Here is a 20998-nt window from a genome sequence, read left to right as displayed (position 1 = left end):
ACGTTTCTGAAAGATGACAGTGATCCAATGTGGGAGCCAGCCTGCTGGCGATTGCTATCGCGAGCAGGCTCGCTCCCACAGTAGATTTAAGGTGATTGCGCTATCAGCTTAATTCCAGCCAGATCGGCGCATGGTCCGAAGGCTTTTCCATCCCGCGCAGTTCATAGTCGACACCGGCGGCTTTCACCCGTGGCAGCAAACCGTGGGACGCCAGAATCACGTCGATCCGCAGACCACGCTTCGGCTCGTCTTCAAAGCCACGGCTGCGGTAGTCGAACCAGCTGAAGATGTCGGCCACGTCCGGGTTCAGGTGACGGAAGCTGTCGGTCAGGCCCCAGTTTTTCAGGCGGGCCATCCACTCGCGTTCTTCCGGCAGGAAGCTGCATTTGCCGGTTTTCAGCCAGCGCTTCATGTTGTCCGGGCCGATGCCGATGTCGCAGTCTTCCGGGGAAATGTTCACGTCGCCCATCACCACCAGCGGCTGCTCATTGTTGAACTGGCTTTCCAGCAGTGTTTGCAGATCGCTGTAGAAGCGCTGCTTGGCCGGGAACTTGGTCGGGTGGTCACGGCTTTCGCCCTGTGGGAAATAGCCGTTCATGATCGTCACCGGCACGCCATTGGCGTCGGCGAAAGTGCCCCAGATAAAGCGCCGCTGCGCGTCTTCTTCATCGGTGGCGAAGCCTTTGTGTATGGCAATCGGCTCCTGGCGCGAGAGCAGGGCAACGCCGTAATGGCCTTTCTGGCCGTGGAAATACACGTGATACCCCAGGGCTCGCACTTCTTCCAGCGGGAACTGGTCGTCGTGGACCTTGGTTTCCTGCAGGCCGATGACGTCCGGCTGATGCTTTTCGATCAGCGCCGCCAGCTGATGCGGGCGGGCCCGCAGTCCGTTGATGTTGAAGGAAACGATCTTCATGGTCGGCAGTCCTGGCAAAAGGGCGATGCTAGCTGACATGTAGGATCTGGGCCAGCGTGGCGGTAGTCCATATGCGCTGCTAATGTCTTTCGGGTGTGGGAACGATCCCTTCAGCCCAAGGCTCGTATAACAAGAACGGGGCCTGTTGAGTCCCGTCCAGGGAGAATCACCGTCATGCCTGAAACCTCGACCGCCATCGCCGACATCCACATGCTCGACCGCGGCTATTCCCGTGAAGCGCGATCCCTGCTGTATCAGGCTTACCGTCACGAGCCGACCTTCGCTTACCTGTTCGAGGCCGAACGCCCGGGTTACGAACAACGGGTGCGCGCCACGGTGCGGGAACTGGTCAAACAGCATTTCCTGCAGGATCTGCCGGCCATCGGCCTGCTGGTCAATGATCGGTTGATCGGCATTGCCCTGATCGCGCCGCCGCAACGGCGTCTGGGCGTCACCGAGAGTTGGGCCTGGCGTTTGCGTATGGTGTTGAGCACCGGTTTCCGCTGTACCCGGCGTTATCTGGAATATCACGCCGCCGTTGAAGCCTGTGTGCCGACCGACTCGGTGCACATGCTGCCGTTGCTGGGTGTTCATCCACAATTTCAGGGCAAACACTTCGGCGAACAGCTGCTGCAGGCGGTGCACAACTGGTGCGCGGTGGATGAAAGCTCTCAGGGCGTGATCCTCGACACCGGCAACCCGCGCTACCTGGAATTTTACAAACGTCAGGGTTATGAGGAGATCGGCGAAGTCGCCGTCGGACCGGTACGTGAGCACGTGTTTTTCCATGCCAATCCACAGGTGTTACAAACTGCAACGGCATAACCATCGAACTTTTTCAGAAAAGTCTGGTTCTATCACGCTCCCAAGCACGTGATAGCATCCGCCCCTATGAAGTTTCCAGGAAGATTTACCAGTGGCGTGCTCATGCTGTTAACCAGCTGCGCGGCGCTGGCGCAAAGTGAATTGGATGTGCGGGTCAAACCGTCCAACGATGAACTCAAGGCCAATATAGAAGGCTATATCGGCAGCCTCGGCGATCGTGACGAAGAAGCCTTGCAGCGCTTCAGTCGCGGTGCCGAAGAGCAGGCGCGCAAGGCCGCCCAGGCGTTGGGCTACTACCAGCCGCAGATCGACAGCGAAGTGAAGGGCGGTGAAAAACCCCGTCTGGTGCTGAAGATCGATCCCGGCGAGCCGATTCGCCTGCGCAATGTCACCGTACGGGTCGACGGACCCGCTGCCGCCCTCAAATCCTTTCGTGTACCGAAAAGCGACGTGCTCAAGCCCGGCGCGGTGCTTAACCATGGCCGCTACGAAGATGCCAAGCGTCTGATCCAGAATCAGGCGTCGCGCTTCGGATTTTTCAGCGGCCATTTCACCAGTCAGAAACTGATGGTCGATCCCCGCGCCGGGGTGGCCGATGTCGAGTTGATCTACGAAAGCGGCCCGCGTTATGCGCTGGGCAAAGTCAGTTTCGAAGGCGACACGCCGTTCGACGAAGACCTGCTGCAACGCATGGTGCCGTTCAAACCGGGCGAGCCTTACGACTCCGAGCTGATTGCCGAACTCAATCGCGACCTGCAATCGAGCGGTTACTTCGAAGGCGTGCGGGTCGACGCCGCACCGACCGCCGCCAAGGACGACGTAATCCCCGTCGCGGTCAAACTCGACACGCGCAAGCCGCGTACCATGGGCCTCGGCCTCGGTTACTCCACCGACGTCGGCCCGCGGATCAAGGCCAATTGGACCCGCCACTGGGTCAACCCGCAGGGCGACAGTTACGGCTGGGAGGCCGAACTCTCGGCGCCACGGCAGAACGTCGGTCTGTTCTATGACATTCCGCTGGATCCGCCGCTGACCGACAAACTGCGTTGGGCCGGCGGTTATCAGTACGAAGACATCGACGGCTCCGACACCCTGAGCAAACTGCTGACCTTCGGCCCGGAATGGCACAGCAAGTTGCCGAGCGGCTGGCAACGGGTGATCTCGCTGAAATGGCAGCGCGAGGAATACCAGCTCGGTGACGATTCGGGTCTGAGTACCTTGCTGATGCCCGGTATCAGTTACTCCTACCTGAAAAGTGACAATCGCATCGATCCGCACAACGGCTATCGCCTGACCTTCGAAAGCAAGGTGGCGAAAGAAGGCCTCGGCTCGGACAACAACCTGCTGTACGGTACGGCGCTGATCAAAGGCCTGACCACGGTGTTCGACAACCACCGATTCCTCGGACGAGTCCAGGTCGGTGGTAGCGCCACCAACGGTTACAGCTCGGTGCCACCCTCGCTGCGGTTCTTCGCCGGTGGCGACCAGAGTGTGCGCGGTTACGACTATCAGAGCCTGTCCCCGGAAAACTCCAAAGGCGACCGCATCGGCGGGCGCTACATGGTGGCCGGCAGCGTCGAGTATCAATATTCGATCGCCGAGAAATGGCGGGTCGCGACCTTCGTCGACCAGGGTAACTCCTTCAACAAACTCGAACTGCCGAACCTCAAGACCGGGGTCGGTATCGGTGTGCGCTGGGTCTCGCCGGTGGGGCCGATCCGCCTCGACCTGGCCCATGCGCTGGACGACGATGGCGGCATCCGGCTGCACTTTTCCATGGGGCCTGAGCTGTGAAGCGTGGTTTGAAGATTTCCGCTCTGGCGCTGTTGTCGCTGGTGCTGCTGATTGTATTGAGTATTGCCGCTGTACTCGGCACCCAGGCTGGCAGCCGTTGGGTGTTGGGGCTGGTTCCGGGTTTGAGTGTCGACAATTTCCAGGGTCGCCTCAGTGGACAGTGGAGCGCCGATCATTTGCTCTGGCAACAGGATGGCAGCCGCGTCGAGCTCAATAAACCGATCTTCGAATGGTCGCCGCTGTGCCTGACACGCATGACGCTGTGCATCGAACAGCTCAAGGCCGATCAGGTCATTCTGCAATTCCCGCCCGGCGAAGAAACCACCGACAGCGGCCCGATCAAGTTGCCGGATCTGCAATTGCCGGTGGCCATCGAGCTGGGTGACGTGCAAGTCGGCAGCCTGCTGTTCAACGGCAGCGAACAGCTCAAAGGCCTGCAACTGGCGGCGCACTGGACCGCCAAGGGTATGCAGATCGACAGCGTGAAACTGCAGCGCGACGACCTGAGCCTGAACCTCTCCGGTCTGTTGCAACCGACCGGCAACTGGCCGTTGAACATTGCCGGTGATCTGACCCTGCCGTCACCGGGCACCGGCCCATGGACGCTGGCACTCAAAGTCGATGGTGATCTGCTCAAGACCCTGAACCTGCACGCCGACAGCCGTGGCTACCTCGACGGCCAGTTGAGCGGCGAGTTGCAACCGCTGGCGGAAAACCTTCCAGCCAAGGTGCGCATCACTTCCGAGGCGTTCAAGCCGAGTGCTGATCTGCCGGACACTTTGCAACTCAATCAACTGGTATTGACCGGCGAAGGCGACCTGAAAAACGGTTACCAATTGCTCGGCAATGCGACGCTGCCTGCGGATAAAGGCCCGGTGGCGCTGTTGCTCAAGGGCAAGGTCGATGCCAAGGGCGCACAGATTGCCGGCCTCGACCTGACCGCCAACGACAAACAAAGCCTCAAGCTCACCGGCAACGTGGATTGGAGCAAAGGCCTCAGCGCCCAGGCCAACATCAACTGGCAGGACTTTCCGTGGCATCGGCTCTATTCCGAGATCGACGAACCACAAGTCGCCTTGCGCACGTTCACTGGTGAAGTCTCCTACACCGACGGCCAATACCTCGGCAATTTTGCCGCCGCACTGGATGGCCCGGCCGGGGCGTTCAGCCTGAGCAGTCCGTTCAGTGGCAACCTCAAACAGATCTTCCTGCCGCAATTCAAGCTCGAAGCGGGGCAGGGCAAGGCCGAAGGGCATGTGAACGTGCAGTTTGCCGACGGCATTGCCTGGGACACGGCGCTGGAGTTGTCTGCACTCAACCCGGCCTACTGGATGGCGGAGCTGCCGGGCACACTGGCCGGGCCGCTGAAAAGCACGGGCGAAATGAAGAACGAGCGCCTGAGCCTCAACGCCGACCTCGACCTCAAGGGCAAACTGCGCGGGCAACCGGCGGTGTTGCAGGCCAAGGCTGACGGTGCCGGCGAACAGTGGAACCTGAACGCCCTGCAAATCCGTCTCGGCGACAACAGCATCAACGGCAAGGGCAGTCTGCAACAGAAGCTCGCCGGGCAGATCGACATCAAGCTGCCGCGTCTGGCCCAGCTCTGGCCGCAACTGCGCGGGCAGATCAACGGTCGGGTCGATGTCGCGGGTACGCTGAAAGCCCCGCAAGGCAAGCTCGACCTGCAAGGTTCGCAACTGGTGTTTCAGGACAATCGCCTGCAAAGCATCAACCTCGACGCCACGCTCGACAGCGCGCAGCGGGCGAAAATTGATCTGAAGGGCAGCGGCATCCAGGCTGGCGATACGAACCTGGGTGTGCTGACTGTCAGCGCGCAGGGCGATATCAAAAGCCAGAAGCTCAATCTCGACCTGCTCGGGCCGAAGCTGAAACTCGCGCTGGGCCTGGACGGTAATCTGGACAAAGGCAACTGGCGCGGACGCCTGGCCAGCGGTGACATTCAGGCCGGTGGTCAGGACTGGAAGCTGCAAAACCCGGCGAAACTCGAGCGTCTGGCCGACGGCAAGATCAACTTCGGCGCCCATTGCTGGATGTCAGGCAATGCCAGCCTGTGCGGCGAAGACCAGCGCTTGATGCCGGAACCGAAACTGCGTTACCACCTCAAGCAATTCCCGATCGAAAGCCTGGCGCAATGGCTGCCCAAGGATTTCGCCTGGCAGGGCAAGCTCAATGCCGACCTGCAACTGGACCTGCCGGCCAGCGGCCCGAACGGCCAGATCAGCGTTGATGCCAGCGGCGGCACGTTGCGCATGAAGGAAAAGGACCAGTGGCTGGACTTCCCGTACCAGACCCTCAAGCTCACCAGCAAACTCACGCCGAAGCGCATCGACACCGACCTCAATTTCGTCGGTGGCAAACTCGGTGAACTGATGGTGCAGGCGCAGCTCAATCCGCTGCCGAAGAACAAACCGCTGAACGGCTCGTTCCGCCTCAGCGGGCTGGATCTGTCGGTGGCCCGGCCGTTCGTGCCGATGGTCGAGAAACTCACCGGACGCCTGAACGGCAGCGGCACGATTTCCGGTGGCCTGCTCGCGCCGCTGGTCAACGGCACCGTGCAACTCAGTGACGGTGAAGTCTCCGGCCCGGAACTGCCGTTGCAGTTGCAGGATCTGCGACTGCAAGCGGTGATCGCCGGCGAATCGGTGCGCCTGGACGGCGGCTGGAAAAGCGGCAAGACCGGGCAGGGCAGTCTCAGCGGCAACGTCGCCTGGGGCCAGGCGCTGATGGTGGATCTGGCGCTCAAGGGCACGCAACTGCCGGTCACCGTCGAACCCTACGCCAAGCTTGAAGTGGCGCCGGACCTGAAGATTTCCATGGCCGGCGACGAACTGGCGATCGCCGGCAAGGTGCTGGTGCCCCGAGGCGAAATCACCGTGCGCGAATTGCCGCCATCGACGGTGAAAGTCTCCGATGACACGATCATCGTCGGCGCGCAAACCGAAGAGGGCAAACCACCCATGGCCATGAAGATGGACATCGACGTAGTGGTCGGCGAGGACAAACTGAGCTTCGCCGGGTTCGGCCTGACCGCCAACCTGCAAGGTCACGTGCACATCGGCGACAACATGGACACCCGTGGCGAACTCTGGCTCAACGACGGGCGCTACCGCGCCTACGGCCAGCGCCTGACGGTGCGTCGTGCGCGTCTGTTGTTTGCCGGGCCGATCGACCAGCCGTATCTGGATATCGAAGCGATCCGCCAGACCGACGACGTGATTGCCGGCATCCGCCTGAGCGGCAGCGCCGAACAGCCGACCACGCAGATCTTCTCCGAGCCGGCGATGAGCCAGGAGCAGGCGTTGTCTTATCTGGTGCTGGGGCGTCCGCTGAGCAGCAACGGCGAAGACAACAACATGCTCGCGCAAGCGGCGCTGGGTCTGGGGCTGATGGGCAGTTCCGGGGTGACCAGCAACCTGGCCAAGGATCTGGGCATCCAGGATTTCCAGCTCGACACCCAGGGCAGCGGCAACACCACCAGCGTGGTGGCCAGCGGCAATATCTCCGAGAAGCTCAGTCTGCGTTACGGCGTCGGCGTGTTCGAACCCGCCAACACCATCGCCTTGCGCTACAAGTTGAGCAAAAAGGTCTACCTCGAAGCCGCCAGCGGCGTGGCCAGTTCGCTGGACATCTTCTACAAGCGGGACTTCTAGGCCTCGCTCCCACAGAGCCGGATCGTGTTACCACGATCTGGCTTTTTTTTGATGTATTAGACTGACCTCAGCTGAAAGGCTGCAGATTGCGACTGCCCGAAACGCCCGGGGGCGCCTATGGTCCGTTTGAGTATGGTCTTGCTCGGTAATGATTTTGTCCGTCGGCGCTGGTCAGCACTGGCGTTGACCGGTGTTGTCTGGGGCGCGGCCGGTGTGGCGATCTTCATCGATGCGCTGGACGGCGTTCTGTATTTCCCGCTGCATGTGTTCGGTTATCTGTTGTTGCTCGAAGCCCTGATCATTCTGCTGGTGCCGGCCCCGCAAACCGGTACGGCGGCGGCTTTGCGCAAGGCGCGGGGGCTGGCTTTTCTGCTGTTGGGGCTGCTGATCGTCGACCGGCAACATGCTGCCGGCCTGATTCTCGCGGTGCTGTTCGGTGCGGCTTTTCTGCTCGACGGCGGTTTTCGCCTGGCGGCTGCCGTGGTGGTGCGCTTCGTCGGTTGGCAAATGTCACTGCTGGCGGGGTTGTTCGAGATCGGCTTCGCGCTGTTCATCCTTGAACCGTACCCGACGCTTTACAAGGGGACGGTACCGTTCTGCATCGGCATGAGCATCTTTCTCTCGGGCTGCGCCTTGTTGCAGCAGGCCTTGCGCTTCAGGAACGGGCATTCGCCGGTGACGCCGTCCCCGGTGTACGCACCGGCAAACGGTGGTGCGTTGGTGATCCATGTCTGGACTCCCAGTGGTACGGTTGACGACACCCTGGTGCGTAACCGGCTGCTCAATCGTTATATCGCGGCGGTCGATGTCAACGGCGTTATCTCCGCCGGCCATGCGGCACTGGAATGTGGGCCGGACCTCTACATCAGTCATTACCCGCTGGACGATATCGATCGTTCGGCGGGGGATTTTGTGCGGTTGCTGCGGGCCACGCCGAACAACGATGTTCCCGGCAGGTTTCTGCAGGACTATGCGAGTGAAGTCGCCGACTGGTGCCCGTCGTCGGTTCAGGTGAGTTTCGTGCATTACGACGCCGCGCGGCTTCAGGCGTTCTGGGCGGACTATCGGCAAAACACCACCTACAACCTCACCAGCCGCAATTGCTCGAGTGCCGTTGCGCATAGCCTTGAGGCTGCCCTTGAAGGCGCGATGAACCGCGGCCATTCGAGCATGCTGGATTTTACCCGGGTCATCATCAGCCCCGAGTTCTGGGTCGCGGCCCAGGTGCGCAAGCGCGCCGAAGCCATGGCCTGGACGCCGGGGTTGGTGCTCGATTATGCGTTGGCATTGCATGCCGCCATCGAGCCGGCGCCTCCGGGCTGGCACGGCATTTACGCAGGAGCCCGACGCGCCTGCGGTTATGTGGCGACCGCTTTGCGTGGACAGGAAGTCCATCCCCTTCAGCCACCCTCGATGAATCATCCCTCTGACAAATCCTGAACGGCTCTACACCGAGTCGCTGCCATCGCGAGCAAGCTCGCTCCCACATGCATGAGATCCCTGTGGAAGCGAGCCTGCTCGCGATGGCGTCTGCACGATCAACAGAAAAACCCAGTCCGCTGGTCAACTAATTACAAAGCAACCTAACTATTACGTTGACATTCGCTGCCTAGGCAGTAACATCTCGACATACATTCACTGCCTAGGCAGTTATTAGGTGCGCACATGAAACATTTCACCCCGGACGAATTCAAGCATTGCCATCTCGGCCTGTTGCTCGGCCGTGCAGCCTTGCTCAAGGACAGGATCATCGACACCCACATGGAACCCCACGGCATCACCGCCGCGCAGTTCAAGGTGTTGATCATCATGGCCCAGTACGGCGTCGACACCCCGGCCGAGCTGTGCCGCCACCTGTCGCTGGACAGCGGTTCGATGACCCGCATGCTCGACCGTCTGGAGCAGAAAGACTTCCTGGTGCGCCAGCGCAGCGAAGGCGATCGCCGTCAGGTGCAGTTGAAACTCACCGGGCAAGGTCAGGCGCTGGCCGATCGTCTGCCGCACATCGGTGCCGACGCCATGAACGAGTTGGCCGGCGGCATTACTCCGGACGAGTTGAAAACCCTGGAATACATCCTCAAGAAAATTTTGCTGGCGGCCGGTGACCCCATCACCATCCAGCGGTTAGGTGAACACAATGAGCGGTAAAACCTTGCGCAGCAGCCTGACATTGGTGCTGTCGGCGATGATTCTCGCCGGTTGCGCCAACTACAGTGGCCTCGATATCCATGGCAAAAACCTTGATGCGAAAGACCTCAAGGTCGGCCAGTCCCTCAACGGCGTGACACTGTCGCCGGCCGCGTGGCCGAAGAGCGACTGGTGGACCAGCCTCGGCGATCCGCAGCTCGACGGCCTGATCCGCGAAGCCCTGCACGACAGCCCGGACATGCAGATCGCCGACGCCCGCGCCCATCAGGCCAGCGCCGCCGCGTATGCCGCCGATGCCGAGCGCTACCCGACCCTCGACGCCAGCGCCGGCATTACCCGTTCGCGTCTGGCCAAGGATCAGGACCCGCGAGGGCAGGGCGATGCCTACGCTACCGTGCGCAACATCAGCGCCGGCTTCAATTACAACTTCGACCTCTGGGGCGGTCAGCGTGACGCCTGGGAAGCCGCACTTGGTCAGGCCCGCGCTGCCGAAGTCGACCGTCAGGCCGCACAGTTGACCCTCGCCGCCGACGTGGCCCGCGCTTACAGCGATCTGGGTCAGGCCCATATCGTTTATGACCTGGCCAACGAAGACCTCAAGCGCACCAAGCAGATGCTCGACCTGAGCCAGCGTCGTTTGAGCTCGGGGATCGACAGCCAGTACCAGTTCCAGCAGACCCAAAGTCTGGAAGCCAGCTCCGAAGCCAGCCTGATCGACGCCGAAAAGCGCCTGAACAGCGCGAAAATCGCTCTGGCGGTACTGCTCGGCAAAGGCCCGGACCGCGGCAACGAAATCGCCCGGCCGAAAGTCCTGCAGGCCAGTGCCGTCGCTGTTCCATCTGTTCTGCCCGCGGAACTGCTCGGTCGTCGCCCGGATCTGGTCGCCGCGCGCTGGCGCGTCGAGGCCGCGAGCAAGGACATCGACTCGGCCAAGACCCGTTTCTATCCCAACTTGAACCTGTCGGCCTCCGCCGGTGCCGAATCGTTATTGGGTGACGCGATGTTCGGGTCCGCCAGTCGCTTCTTCAACATCGCGCCGACCCTTTCGCTGCCGATCTTCGACGGTGGCCGCTTGCGCGCCAACCTCGACGCGCGCGACGCCGACTACGACCTGGCCGTGGCGCAGTACAACAAAAGCCTGGTGAAAGCCCTGGGCGATGTCGGCGACACCATCAACCAGTTGCGTGACATCGGCCGGCAGATCGGCGCCCAGCAGCACGCGACCGAGATTGCCCAGGACTCTTACAACACCGTGGTCCAGCGTTACGGTTCCGGAATCGGCAACTACCTGGACGTGCTCAGCATCGAGCAGCAATTGCTGCAGGCCCAGCGTCAGCTGGCGACCCTGAATGCCGAGCAGATCGACCTGTCGATTCAACTGATGCAAGCGCTGGGTGGCGGCTTTCAGGGGCAGACCCTGACCGCAAGCAACGCCACCCCAGCCACCACGCACAACTAATTCAAGGTATTTGTCATGGCCACTGCCGAAAACACTCAAGCTCAAGACAACACCCCCGACACCGGCAATCCGCGCAAACGCAAAGTGATGCTGCTGGTGCTGGCCGTCGTGGTTGCCCTCGCCGGTGCCGGCGTCTGGGCGTATCACGAATTCATCGGTCGCTGGAACGAAAGCACCGACGACGCCTACGTCAACGGCAACGTCGTGGAAATCACCCCGCTGGTGACCGGCACCGTGGTCAGCATCGGCGCCGACGATGGCGATCTGGTCCACGAAGGTCAGGTACTGGTCAACTTCGACCCGAACGACGCCGAAGTCGGTCTGCAAAGTGCCCAGGCTAAACTGGCGCGCACCGTACGTCAGGTTCGCGGCTTGTACAGCAACGTTGACGGCATGAAAGCCCAGGTCAACGCGCAACAGGCGAACGTGCAGAAAGCCCAGGATAACTACAACCGCCGGAAAAACCTCGCCGCCGGCGGCGCGATTTCCCAGGAAGAACTGTCCCACGCTCGTGATGACCTGACCTCGGCACAAAACGCCCTGGCCAACGCCCAGCAGCAACTGAAAACCACCAGCGCGCTGGTGGATGACACCGTGGTTTCGTCGCACCCGGACGTGATGTCGGCCGCTGCCGATCTGCGCCAGGCCTACCTGACCAACGCTCGCAGCACCCTGATCGCGCCGGTCACCGGTTACGTTGCCAAACGCACCGTGCAACTCGGCCAGCGCGTGCAGCCGGGCACCGCGCTGATGGCGGTGATCCCGCTGGATCAGCTGTGGATCGACGCCAACTTCAAGGAAACCCAGCTGCGTGACATGCGCATCGGCCAACCGGTGGACATCGAATCCGACATCTACGGCAGTGACGTGAAATTCAGCGGCACCGTCGACAGCCTCGGCGCGGGCACCGGCAGCGCGTTCGCCCTGTTGCCGGCGCAGAACGCCACCGGTAACTGGATCAAGATCGTGCAGCGTGTACCGGTGCGGATCCACATCAACGCCGAAGAACTGGCCAAGCATCCGCTGCGCGTCGGTCTGTCGACCAATGTCGAGGTCAACCTGCACGACCAGAGCGGCCCGGTACTGGCGCAGCAACCGCCGCAACAGGCATCGTTCAGCACCAGCGTCTACGACCGTCAACTGGGCGAAGCCGACGCGATGATCGCGCAACTGATCCACGACAACAGCGCTGCAGTCAGCAAGACTGCGCAACGCTGATCCCTTTCCCTGTGGGAGCGAGCGTGCTCCGGGCGGCGTTCCGACGAAGGCGGTTTTCAATTCAACATCTTTGTTGGCTGAACAGCCGCTTTCGCGAGCAGGCTCGCTCCCACAAGGGCGGCTGCGTCTGTAAGGACGCAGTGCCAACCCGGCTTCATAGGATTCCCGATGAGCAATAACGCCTCTTTTTCGCCGCCCAGCCTGTTGCTCAGCACCATCGGCCTGTCGCTGGCGACCTTCATGCAAGTGCTCGACACCACCATCGCCAACGTGGCGCTGCCGACCATCTCCGGCAACCTCGGTGTGAGTTCGGAGCAGGGCACCTGGGTCATCACCTCGTTCGCCGTGAGCAACGCCATCGCGCTGCCGCTCACCGGCTGGTTGAGCCGGCGTTTCGGCGAGGTGAAGCTGTTCCTCTGGGCCACCATGCTGTTCGTGCTGGCCTCGTTCCTCTGCGGTATTTCCACCTCGATGCCCGAACTGATCGGTTTCCGGGTCCTGCAAGGGCTGGTGGCCGGGCCGCTGTACCCGATGACCCAGACGCTGTTGATCGCGGTGTATCCGCCCGCCAGGCGCGGCATGGCCCTGGCATTACTGGCGATGGTCACGGTGGTGGCGCCGATTGCCGGCCCGATTCTCGGCGGCTGGATCACCGACAGTTACAGCTGGCCGTGGATCTTCTTCATCAACGTGCCGATTGGCGTGTTCGCGGTGATGGTGGTGCGTTCGCAACTGGCGAAACGCCCGGTGGTCACCAGCCGTCAGCCGATGGATTACGTCGGGTTGATCACGCTGATCATCGGCGTGGGAGCCTTGCAGGTTATCCTCGACAAGGGCAATGACCTGGACTGGTTCGAGTCGAACTTCATCATCATCGGCGCGGCGATTTCGGTGATCGCCCTGGCGGTGTTCGTGATTTGGGAAATGACCGACCAGCATCCGGTGGTCAATCTGCGCCTGTTCGCCCACCGCAACTTCCGCATCGGCACGCTGGTGCTGGTGTTGGGTTACGCCGGGTTCTTCGGCATCAACCTGATCCTGCCGCAGTGGTTGCAGACCCAGATGGGCTATACCGCGACCTGGGCCGGCCTGGCGGTGGCACCGATCGGCATTCTGCCGGTAGTGCTGTCACCGTTTGTCGGCAAGTACGCGCACAAGTTCGACCTGCGCCTGCTGGCCGGGCTGGCGTTCCTGGCGATCGGACTGAGCTGCTTCATGCGTGCCGAGTTCACCAACGAAGTGGACTTCCAGCACATCGCGCTGGTGCAGTTGTTCATGGGGATTGGCGTGGCGCTGTTCTTCATGCCGACCCTGAGCATCCTGATGTCGGACCTGCCGCCAAGCCAGATTGCCGATGGCGCTGGTCTTGCGACGTTCCTGCGGACACTGGGTGGCAGCTTTGCGGCATCGTTGACCACCTGGATCTGGATTCGCCGGGCGGATCAGCATCATGCGTACATGAGTGAAAGCATCAGCACCTATGAGCCGGCAACCCGGGAAGCCCTGAATAATCTGGGCGGGGCGGGTAATCCGGCGTATGCGCAGCTTGATCATGTGCTGACGAGTCAGGCGTACATGCTTTCGACCGTGGATTACTTCACGCTGCTGGGGTGGGGGTTCATGGGGTTGATTCTGATTGTTTGGCTGGCCAAGCCGCCGTTTGCCGCTAAAGCAGGCCCTGCCGCCAGCGGTCACTGATCTGCAATCCGATCAAATGTGGGAGCGAGCCTGCTCGCGATAGCGATGAATCAGTCAACAGAAATGCTGAATGTGATACCGCAATCGCGAGCAGGCTCGCTCCCTCAATTGGACCTGTACTCAGTCAGTTGGCGGGTGCTGCCAGCTGTGGCGGCGGTGCGAAGTCGAACGGCGCCAACCCAAACCCGTTCTCATCCACCTGCAACGCCCAGCCCTGACGATCCCAGTCCCCCAGCACAATCCGTTTCGCCGCCTGATCGCCGATCTGCAACTTGTGGATGGCCGGGCGGTGGGTGTGCCCGTGAACCAGGGTTTTCACCCCGTATTCCTGCATGATCCGCGGAATTTCCTCCGGCGTGACATCGACGATGTCATTGGCCTTCATCCGCGTCTGCGCCCGGCTCTCACTGCGCAACTTGCGCGCAAGCTTGTGCCGGGTGCGCAACGGCAGGTTGCGCAGGATGAACAGGCTCAGCGGGTTGCGCAGGTAGCGGCGCAGCTTCATATAGGCTTCGTCGCGGGTGCACAGGCTGTCGCCGTGCATCAGCAGCACCGGTTCGCCGTAAAACTGCACGACACTCGGATCCTTCAACAGCGTGCAGCCGGCTTCCTTGCAGAAAGCCCTGCCGAGCAGGAAGTCGCGATTGCCGTGCATCAGAAAAATGGCCGTGCCGCTGTCGCTCAATTCGCGCAGGGCCTGGCAGATGGAACGCTGGAAAGGGGTCATGGCATCGTCACCGATCCATGCCTCGAAAAAGTCGCCCAGAATGTACAGCGCACTCGCCGAGCGGGCACGTCCGGCGAGCAAATCCAGAAACGCCCGGGTAATGTCCGGGCGCTCCTCTTCCAGATGCAAGTCTGAAATCAGCAATATCACGCTTCGATGATCTCGGCTTTCTCGATGATCACGTCGTCGCTTGGTACGTCCTGGTGGCCAGCCTTGGAGCCGGTCGAGACTTTCTTGATGCTGTCGACCACTTCAGTACCGGCGGTCACTTTACCGAATACCGCGTAGCCCCAGCCTTGAACGTTCTTGCCGCTGTGGTTCAGGAAGCTGTTGTCGGCCACGTTGATGAAGAACTGCGCGGAAGCCGAATGCGGCTCCATGGTGCGGGCCATGGCGATGGTGTACTTGTCGTTGGAAAGACCGTTGTCGGCTTCGTTCTGGATGCTTGGACGCTTGTCTTTCTTTTCCTTCATGCCTGGCTCGAAACCGCCGCCCTGGATCATGAAGTTACCGATGACACGGTGGAAAACGGTGTTTTCGTAGTGACCGGCTTTGACGTACTCGATGAAGTTGGCCACGGTGATCGGGGCTTTTTCAGCGTTCAGTTCGATGACGATGTCGCCATGGTTTGTTGTCAGTTTGACTTGGGTCATGGTCGCTGCTCTTTTTCAATGAAGCGTTTTATAAAGAATTCGTGGTCTTGGAGCCTCAAGCCCCGCAACCGGTTCAGCCTGATTCGGCCAAGGAGCGCAGTTTAGCGTGACAGGCGCGAAATTCGAGGCTGTTTTTCAATTGCCGGCGATTAAATGCATGCCTTTATAAGAGCCTGCTCTGTCAGGCCCTTGACAGCATCGGCTATGATAGCGGCTTTGTTTTGTCTGGCCCCCTTTGCGGCCGCGCACATGTAAGTCAAGGATCCTATGAGCAAGCCCACTGTCGACCCTACCTCGAATGCCAAGTCCGGCCCTGCCGTGCCGGTCAATTTCCTGCGGCCGATCATCCAGGCAGACCTGGACTCGGGCAAGCACACCCAGATCGTCACCCGTTTTCCGCCTGAGCCCAACGGCTACCTGCACATCGGCCACGCCAAGTCGATCTGCGTGAACTTCGGCCTGGCTCAGGAGTTCGGCGGTGTCACGCACCTGCGTTTCGACGACACCAACCCGGCCAAGGAAGACCAGGAATACATCGACGCGATCGAAAGCGACGTCAAATGGCTGGGCTTCGAATGGTCCGGCGAAGTGCGCTACGCCTCGCAATACTTCGACCAGTTGCACGACTGGGCCATCGAGCTGATCAAGGCCGGCAAGGCCTACGTCGACGACCTGACGCCTGAACAGGCCAAGGAGTACCGCGGCAGCCTGACCGAGCCGGGCAAGAACAGCCCGTTCCGCGACCGTTCGGTGGAAGAGAACCTGGACTGGTTCGCCCGCATGCGCGCCGGTGAGTTCCCGGACGGTGCCCGCGTGCTGCGCGCCAAGATCGACATGGCCTCGCCGAACATGAACCTGCGCGACCCGATCATGTACCGCATCCGCCACGCTCACCACCATCAGACCGGTGACAAGTGGTGCATCTACCCGAACTACGACTTCACCCACGGTCAGTCGGACGCCATCGAAGGCATTACCCACTCGATCTGCACCCTGGAGTTCGAAAGCCATCGTCCGCTGTACGAGTGGTTCCTCGACGCACTGCCGGTGCCGGCGCACCCGCGTCAGTACGAATTCAGCCGTCTGAACCTGAACTACACCATCACCAGCAAGCGCAAGCTCAAGCAACTGGTTGACGAGAAACACGTCAATGGCTGGGACGATCCGCGCATGTCCACGCTGTCGGGCTTCCGCCGCCGTGGCTACACCCCGGCGTCGATCCGCAGCTTCTGCGACATGATCGGCACCAACCGTTCCGACGGTGTGGTCGATTTCGGCATGCTCGAATTCAGCATCCGTCAGGACCTGGACGCCAACGCTCCGCGTGCCATGTGCGTGCTGCGTCCGTTGAAGGTCGTGATCACCAACTATCCGGAAGACCAGGTCGAGAACCTCGAACTGCCGCGTCATCCGCAGAAAGAAGAACTCGGTGTGCGCAAGCTGCCGTTCGCCCGTGAAATCTACATCGACCGCGATGACTTCATGGAAGAGCCGCCAAAAGGCTACAAGCGCCTGGAGCCGAACGGCGAAGTGCGTCTGCGCGGCAGCTACGTGATCCGTGCCGACGAAGCGATCAAGGACGCCGACGGCAACATCGTCGAGCTGCGTTGCTCCTACGATCCGGACACCCTGGGCAAGAACCCTGAAGGCCGCAAGGTCAAGGGTGTGATCCACTGGGTGCCGGCCGCTGCCAGCGTCGAGTGCGAAGTGCGTCTGTACGATCGCCTGTTCCGTTCTCCGAACCCGGAGAAGGCCGAAGACAGCGCGAGTTTCCTGGACAACATCAACCCTGACTCACTGCAAGTGCTGACCGGTTGTCGTGCTGAACCCTCGCTGGGCAATGCGCAGCCGGAGGACCGTTTCCAGTTCGAGCGCGAAGGCTACTTCGTCGCGGATATCAAGGACTCGAAACCAGGTCAGCCGGTATTCAACCGTACCGTGACCCTGCGTGATTCGTGGGGCCAGTGATCAAGTCTTAAGGAATGACCGTGCTTTCGATCTACAACACGCTCACCAAGAGCAAAGAAGTCTTCAAGCCGCTGGATGGCAACAAGGTGCGCATGTACGTCTGCGGGATGACCGTGTACGACTACTGCCACCTGGGCCATGGCCGCAGCATGGTCGCGTTCGACCTGGTGACCCGCTGGTTGCGGTTCAGCGGTTATGACCTGACCTACGTGCGCAACATCACCGACATCGACGACAAGATCATCAACCGGGCCAACGAGAACGGCGAGTCGTTCGAAGCGTTGACCGAGCGCATGATCGCGGCAATGCACGAAGACGAAGCGCGCCTGAACATCCAGAAGCCGGACATGGAGCCGCGCGCCACGGATCACATCCCTGGCATGCACGCGATGATCCAGACCCTGATCGACAAGGGTTTCGCCTACGCCCCGGGCAATGGCGACGTGTATTACCGCGTCGGCAAGTTCATGGGCTACGGCAAGCTCTCGCGCAAGAAGATCGAAGACCTGCGCATCGGTGCGCGGATCGAGGTCGACGAAGCCAAGGAAGATCCGCTGGACTTCGTGCTGTGGAAAGGCGTCAAGCCGGGTGAGCCGAGCTGGGAATCGCCGTGGGGCGCCGGGCGTCCGGGCTGGCACATCGAGTGCTCGGTGATGTCCACCTGCTGCCTGGGCGAGACCTTCGACATTCATGGCGGCGGCAGCGACCTGGAGTTCCCGCACCACGAAAACGAAATCGCCCAGAGCGAAGCGGCCACCGGCAAGACCTATGCCAACGCGTGGATGCATTGCGGCATGATCCGTATCAATGGCGAGAAGATGTCCAAGTCCTTGAACAACTTCTTCACCATTCGCGACGTGCTCGACAAGTACCACCCGGAAGTCGTGCGTTACCTGCTGGTGTCGAGCCACTACCGCAGCGCGATCAACTACTCGGAAGACAACCTCAAGGACGCCAAGGGCGCCCTGGAGCGTTTCTACCACGCGTTGAAAGGCCTGCCGAACGTGGCGCCGGCTGGCGGCGAAGCCTTCGTCGAGCGTTTCACCACGGTGATGAACGACGACTTCGGCACGCCGGAAGCCTGCGCGGTGCTGTTCGAGATGGTGCGTGAGATCAACCGTCTGCGCGAGAGCGATCTCGATGCGGCGGCCGGTCTGGCGGCACGCCTGAAAGAACTGGCCAGCGTGCTGGGTGTGTTGCAGCTCGAAGCCGATGACTTCCTGCAGGCCGGCGCCGAAGGGCGTGTCGATGCAGCCGAAGTCGAAGCGCTGATTGCTGCGCGTCTGGCGGCTCGTGCCGGCAAGGACTGGGCCGAATCCGACCGCATCCGCGACCAGCTAACCGCCATGGGCGTGGTGCTGGAAGACGGCAAGGGCGGCACGACCTGGCGTCTGGCTGACTGATTGCTGTGATTGGCTTCAAAACAAAACCCGCCTTGTGCGGGTTTTTGTTTTTCTGCTGTTCAAGTGGTGTTGCTTTTGCTCTGCGCGTAGGTCTTGATGTCTGGCGCGACCAACATGGGCTGCAGCCCTTGTAGCGGGATGCTGGTCAGCGACGTATATGGAAGGGAGAAATCATGGCAAACCACTATCGCGAACTCCTGACAACCCCCGGTGCAACGGGGTTGGTGCTCGCGAGCGCTATCGCGCGATTGCCGCAGGCGATGATCGGCATTGGCATCATTACCATGTTGGTGGAGCAAACCGGTATCTACTGGCTGGCCGGTGCAGTCGCCGGTACGTTCACCCTCGCCAATGCGCTGATCGGCCCGTACATCTCGAAACTCGTCGATCAGCGTGGCCAGAGCCGTGTGTTGCCCGTCGTGACGACTTTCAGCATCGGCATGTTGCTGGCGCTGATCTTTGCCGTTTATATGAGGGCGCCGGCGGCATTGCTTTTTGTGCTGGCTGCATTGGCGGGCACCATGCCGAGCATGCCGTCGATGATCCGTGCCCGCTGGACGCAACTGTTCCGGGGCAAGCCGCAGCTGCACACGGCGTTCTCTCTGGATACGGTGCTGACCGAACTCGCTTACATCATCGGCCCACCCTTGGCGATCGGATTGAGCGTGAGCCTTTTTGCCGAAGCCGGGCCGCTGGTCGCGGTCGGGTTGCTGGCCGTCGGGGTGACGGCGTTTGTCCTGCAGCGTCAGACCGAACCCAAGGTTGTTGTGGGCCATACGCGGCATACGGGTTCAACCCTGCTGATTCCCGGCGTTCCCACCATCGTGCTGGCGCTGTTGGCGATGGGGGCAATCGGAGGCTCGATCGATGTCGCCGTTGTCGCCTTCGCCAATGCGCAAGGCTGGCCTGCCTCAGCGACCTTCATCCTCGCCGCCTATGCGTTCGGCTCGCTGGTGGCGGGCCTGACGTTTGGTGCCTTGAGGGTTTCCCTGCCGATAGAGAAGCAGTTCTTTATCGGGATCCTGGTCACGGCCATCACAGGCGTATTGCCTCTGTTCTCACCGGACGTTTATGTCCTCTCGGCGATGCTGTTTATTGCCGGCATATCGTTTGCGCCAACGATGGTCGTGGTCATGAAGCTGGGGACGATCATCATCCCGCCGTCGAGGATTACCGAAGGGCTGACATGGATGACCACCGGCATCAGCATCGGCGTCGCCCTGGGAGGTTTGCTCTCGGGTCTGATCGTTGATGCTTTTGGCGCTCGGGCAGGTTTCGGTGTAGCCGTTTTCGCCGGGCTGGGGATGCTGATAGTGGTTCTGGCCGGGCTGCGTACCTTGGGTGCCGTATCAACGAGTGTTGAGCCGACCTGCCAGTAACCAGCGTTGTACGAAGGCACAAAAAACAAAACCCGCACCAGGCGGGTTTTGTTTTTTTGCGGCGGGCCTTAACTCAAGAGTCCGGTGCTGACCGCGACGATCAGGAAAACCCCCAGCACTGCGCGGTAAATCACGAATGGCCAGGTGGAGAACTTCTCCAGAAACCGCATCAGGCCCCAGATCGCGAAAAACGCCGAGATGCTGGCAATCACCAGACCGAAAATCAGGTGTGCCCAAGCTTGCGCCGGCAATTGCGCATGGAACAACACCCACAACTCCTTCAAACCCGCCAGCGCGATGGCCGGCAGCCCGAGCAGGAAGGAGAAGCGCGCCGCTTCCTCACGTTTGAAGTTGAGGAACAGCGCCGCCGTCAGCGTCGAGCCGGAGCGCGAAACGCCGGGAATCAGCGCCCCGATCTGAGCGATACCCACGATCAGCGCATCGCGCAGACGCATTTCGCCCACGGTACGGCGATGGCGACAGGTGAGTTCGGCGATGGCCAGCAGCACCGCCATCACCACGCAGGATATCCCGATCACCATCAAACCGCGCAATGGCGAGTTGCAAGCATTGAGCGTCGAGGACAAGGCGATGCCGGCAATACCAATGGGGATGGTCGCCAGCACGATGGCCACCGCGAGGATGAACCATTGATTGTTGAAATCCCGTTGTCGCACCGCCTCCAGACTGCCGGTCGCGACCTGTCTCACGTCGCGCCAGAAATAACTGACCACCGCCGCCAGCGCGGCCAGTTGCATGGCGGCGGAAAACGCCGAGCCGGGATCCGGCCAGCCGAGCAGGGCCGGAACGATGCGCATGTGGGCGGTGGAGGAAACGGGCAGCAATTCGGTGATGCCTTGAATGACGCCGAGGATGCCGATTTGCAGGTAATCCAGCGAGGCGAAGCCGATATCAAGGCCGGTAGAACAGATGTTGGTCAAAGAACTTACCCTGTGAGGATCAGGAAGAGGGGGGGCGAAAACCTGAAACATTTCGTCACAGTCTAGTCGGTGCGGTCAATGGGTGCAGTGAAGGGTTTTTTAGGGTGATCGGGCTGACGCCTTCGCGAGCAGGCTCGCTCCCACAAGGGATTGGTGTATGGCGCAGATCAAATGTGGGAGCGAGCCTGCTCGCGATTG

General features: G+C 61.1%; 15 protein-coding genes. 11 read left to right on the top strand and 4 right to left on the bottom strand.

Annotated features, from left to right (window positions below; all coding sequences use genetic code 11):
- Window positions 1-103 precede the first annotated feature (103 nt).
- Window positions 104-916 carry an exodeoxyribonuclease III gene (gene xthA / locus DXT77_RS21010; protein ID WP_119428996.1) on the bottom strand — a complete coding sequence of 271 codons (813 nt, stop codon included), beginning with the start codon at window positions 914-916 and terminating at the stop codon, window positions 104-106.
- 174 nt (window positions 917-1090) lie between these two features.
- Between xthA and DXT77_RS21005 the strand changes: the two genes are divergently transcribed.
- The 8 genes from DXT77_RS21005 (at window position 1091) to DXT77_RS20970 (ending at window position 13729) form a co-directional block, all read left to right on the top strand.
- On the top strand, window positions 1091-1741 hold the full coding sequence (locus tag DXT77_RS21005; RefSeq protein WP_085712429.1) for an N-acetyltransferase: 651 nt from the start codon (window positions 1091-1093) through the stop codon (window positions 1739-1741).
- A gap of 66 nt (window positions 1742-1807) precedes the next feature.
- Entirely contained in the window at window positions 1808-3535 is a 1728-nt protein-coding gene (locus DXT77_RS21000; RefSeq protein ID WP_119428995.1) for an autotransporter assembly complex family protein, read from the top strand.
- On the top strand, window positions 3532-7206 hold the full coding sequence (locus tag DXT77_RS20995) for a translocation/assembly module TamB domain-containing protein (RefSeq protein WP_119428994.1): 3675 nt from the start codon (window positions 3532-3534) through the stop codon (window positions 7204-7206). Before DXT77_RS21000 ends, DXT77_RS20995 begins: the two co-directional genes overlap by 4 nt.
- A 117-nt stretch (window positions 7207-7323) precedes the next feature.
- Window positions 7324-8646 carry a hypothetical protein gene (locus DXT77_RS20990; RefSeq protein ID WP_119428993.1) on the top strand — a complete coding sequence of 441 codons (1323 nt, stop codon included), beginning with the start codon at window positions 7324-7326 and terminating at the stop codon, window positions 8644-8646.
- A gap of 225 nt (window positions 8647-8871) precedes the next feature.
- The gene (locus DXT77_RS20985; RefSeq protein WP_085712425.1) at window positions 8872-9354 is read left to right on the top strand and encodes a MarR family winged helix-turn-helix transcriptional regulator; all 483 of its coding nucleotides are present in this window, start codon (window positions 8872-8874) and stop codon (window positions 9352-9354) included.
- The gene (locus DXT77_RS20980) at window positions 9344-10813 is read left to right on the top strand and encodes an efflux transporter outer membrane subunit (protein ID WP_119428992.1); all 1470 of its coding nucleotides are present in this window, start codon (window positions 9344-9346) and stop codon (window positions 10811-10813) included. Before DXT77_RS20985 ends, DXT77_RS20980 begins: the two co-directional genes overlap by 11 nt.
- A 15-nt stretch (window positions 10814-10828) precedes the next feature.
- Window positions 10829-12031 carry an efflux RND transporter periplasmic adaptor subunit gene (locus DXT77_RS20975; RefSeq protein ID WP_085712423.1) on the top strand — a complete coding sequence of 401 codons (1203 nt, stop codon included), beginning with the start codon at window positions 10829-10831 and terminating at the stop codon, window positions 12029-12031.
- A gap of 168 nt (window positions 12032-12199) precedes the next feature.
- Window positions 12200-13729 (top strand): DHA2 family efflux MFS transporter permease subunit, encoded by a 1530-nt coding sequence (locus DXT77_RS20970; protein WP_096822287.1) that lies wholly within the window; start codon window positions 12200-12202, stop codon window positions 13727-13729.
- Between the two features lie 124 nt (window positions 13730-13853).
- Here DXT77_RS20970 and lpxH read toward each other — a convergent pair whose 3' ends face one another.
- The gene (gene lpxH, locus DXT77_RS20965) at window positions 13854-14606 is read right to left on the bottom strand and encodes a UDP-2,3-diacylglucosamine diphosphatase (protein WP_119428991.1); all 753 of its coding nucleotides are present in this window, start codon (window positions 14604-14606) and stop codon (window positions 13854-13856) included.
- Window positions 14603-15109: a peptidylprolyl isomerase gene (locus DXT77_RS20960; protein WP_085712420.1), complete on the bottom strand. Its 507-nt coding sequence runs from the start codon at window positions 15107-15109 to the stop codon at window positions 14603-14605. The genes lpxH and DXT77_RS20960 overlap by 4 nt, the downstream gene beginning before the upstream one ends.
- 267 nt (window positions 15110-15376) lie before the next feature.
- Between DXT77_RS20960 and DXT77_RS20955 the strand changes: the two genes are divergently transcribed.
- The 3 genes from DXT77_RS20955 to DXT77_RS20945 all read left to right on the top strand — a co-directional run bounded on the left by DXT77_RS20955 (window position 15377) and on the right by DXT77_RS20945 (window position 19859).
- On the top strand, window positions 15377-17077 hold the full coding sequence (locus DXT77_RS20955; RefSeq protein ID WP_119428990.1) for a glutamine--tRNA ligase/YqeY domain fusion protein: 1701 nt from the start codon (window positions 15377-15379) through the stop codon (window positions 17075-17077).
- Window positions 17078-17097: 20 nt separating this feature from the next.
- Complete coding sequence (gene cysS / locus DXT77_RS20950) at window positions 17098-18480, top strand: cysteine--tRNA ligase (RefSeq protein ID WP_085732169.1); 1383 nt, start codon at window positions 17098-17100, stop codon at window positions 18478-18480.
- A 173-nt stretch (window positions 18481-18653) separates the two neighbouring features.
- Window positions 18654-19859 (top strand): MFS transporter, encoded by a 1206-nt coding sequence (locus DXT77_RS20945; protein ID WP_119428989.1) that lies wholly within the window; start codon window positions 18654-18656, stop codon window positions 19857-19859.
- Window positions 19860-19927: 68 nt separating this feature from the next.
- Here DXT77_RS20945 and DXT77_RS20940 read toward each other — a convergent pair whose 3' ends face one another.
- Window positions 19928-20800, bottom strand: a complete 873-nt coding sequence (locus DXT77_RS20940; protein ID WP_119428988.1) for an undecaprenyl-diphosphate phosphatase — start codon at window positions 20798-20800, stop codon at window positions 19928-19930.
- Between the last annotated feature and the right edge of the window lie 198 nt (window positions 20801-20998).

Source organism: Pseudomonas sp. 91RF, assembly GCF_003576265.1.
Classification (GTDB): domain Bacteria; phylum Pseudomonadota; class Gammaproteobacteria; order Pseudomonadales; family Pseudomonadaceae; genus Aquipseudomonas; species Aquipseudomonas kribbensis.
Note: the sequence above shows the minus strand (reverse complement) of the source record. Positions and strands in the feature narration are given on the sequence as shown.

What these genes read in the sequence shown, in the direction of transcription:
- DXT77_RS21000 (WP_119428995.1), top strand. Translation starts at nt 1,808, where the DNA reads ATGAAGTTTCCAGGAAGATTTACCAGTGGCGTGCTCATGCTGTTAACC.
- DXT77_RS20980 (WP_119428992.1), top strand. Translation starts at nt 9,344, where the DNA reads ATGAGCGGTAAAACCTTGCGCAGCAGCCTGACATTGGTGCTGTCGGCG.
- DXT77_RS20945 (WP_119428989.1), top strand. Translation starts at nt 18,654, where the DNA reads ATGGCAAACCACTATCGCGAACTCCTGACAACCCCCGGTGCAACGGGG.
- xthA (WP_119428996.1), bottom strand. Translation starts at nt 916, where the DNA reads ATGAAGATCGTTTCCTTCAACATCAACGGACTGCGGGCCCGCCCGCAT.
- DXT77_RS20990 (WP_119428993.1), top strand. Translation starts at nt 7,324, where the DNA reads ATGGTCCGTTTGAGTATGGTCTTGCTCGGTAATGATTTTGTCCGTCGG.
- DXT77_RS20975 (WP_085712423.1), top strand. Translation starts at nt 10,829, where the DNA reads ATGGCCACTGCCGAAAACACTCAAGCTCAAGACAACACCCCCGACACC.
- DXT77_RS20970 (WP_096822287.1), top strand. Translation starts at nt 12,200, where the DNA reads ATGAGCAATAACGCCTCTTTTTCGCCGCCCAGCCTGTTGCTCAGCACC.
- DXT77_RS20960 (WP_085712420.1), bottom strand. Translation starts at nt 15,109, where the DNA reads ATGACCCAAGTCAAACTGACAACAAACCATGGCGACATCGTCATCGAA.
- DXT77_RS21005 (WP_085712429.1), top strand. Translation starts at nt 1,091, where the DNA reads ATGCCTGAAACCTCGACCGCCATCGCCGACATCCACATGCTCGACCGC.
- DXT77_RS20985 (WP_085712425.1), top strand. Translation starts at nt 8,872, where the DNA reads ATGAAACATTTCACCCCGGACGAATTCAAGCATTGCCATCTCGGCCTG.
- DXT77_RS20955 (WP_119428990.1), top strand. Translation starts at nt 15,377, where the DNA reads ATGAGCAAGCCCACTGTCGACCCTACCTCGAATGCCAAGTCCGGCCCT.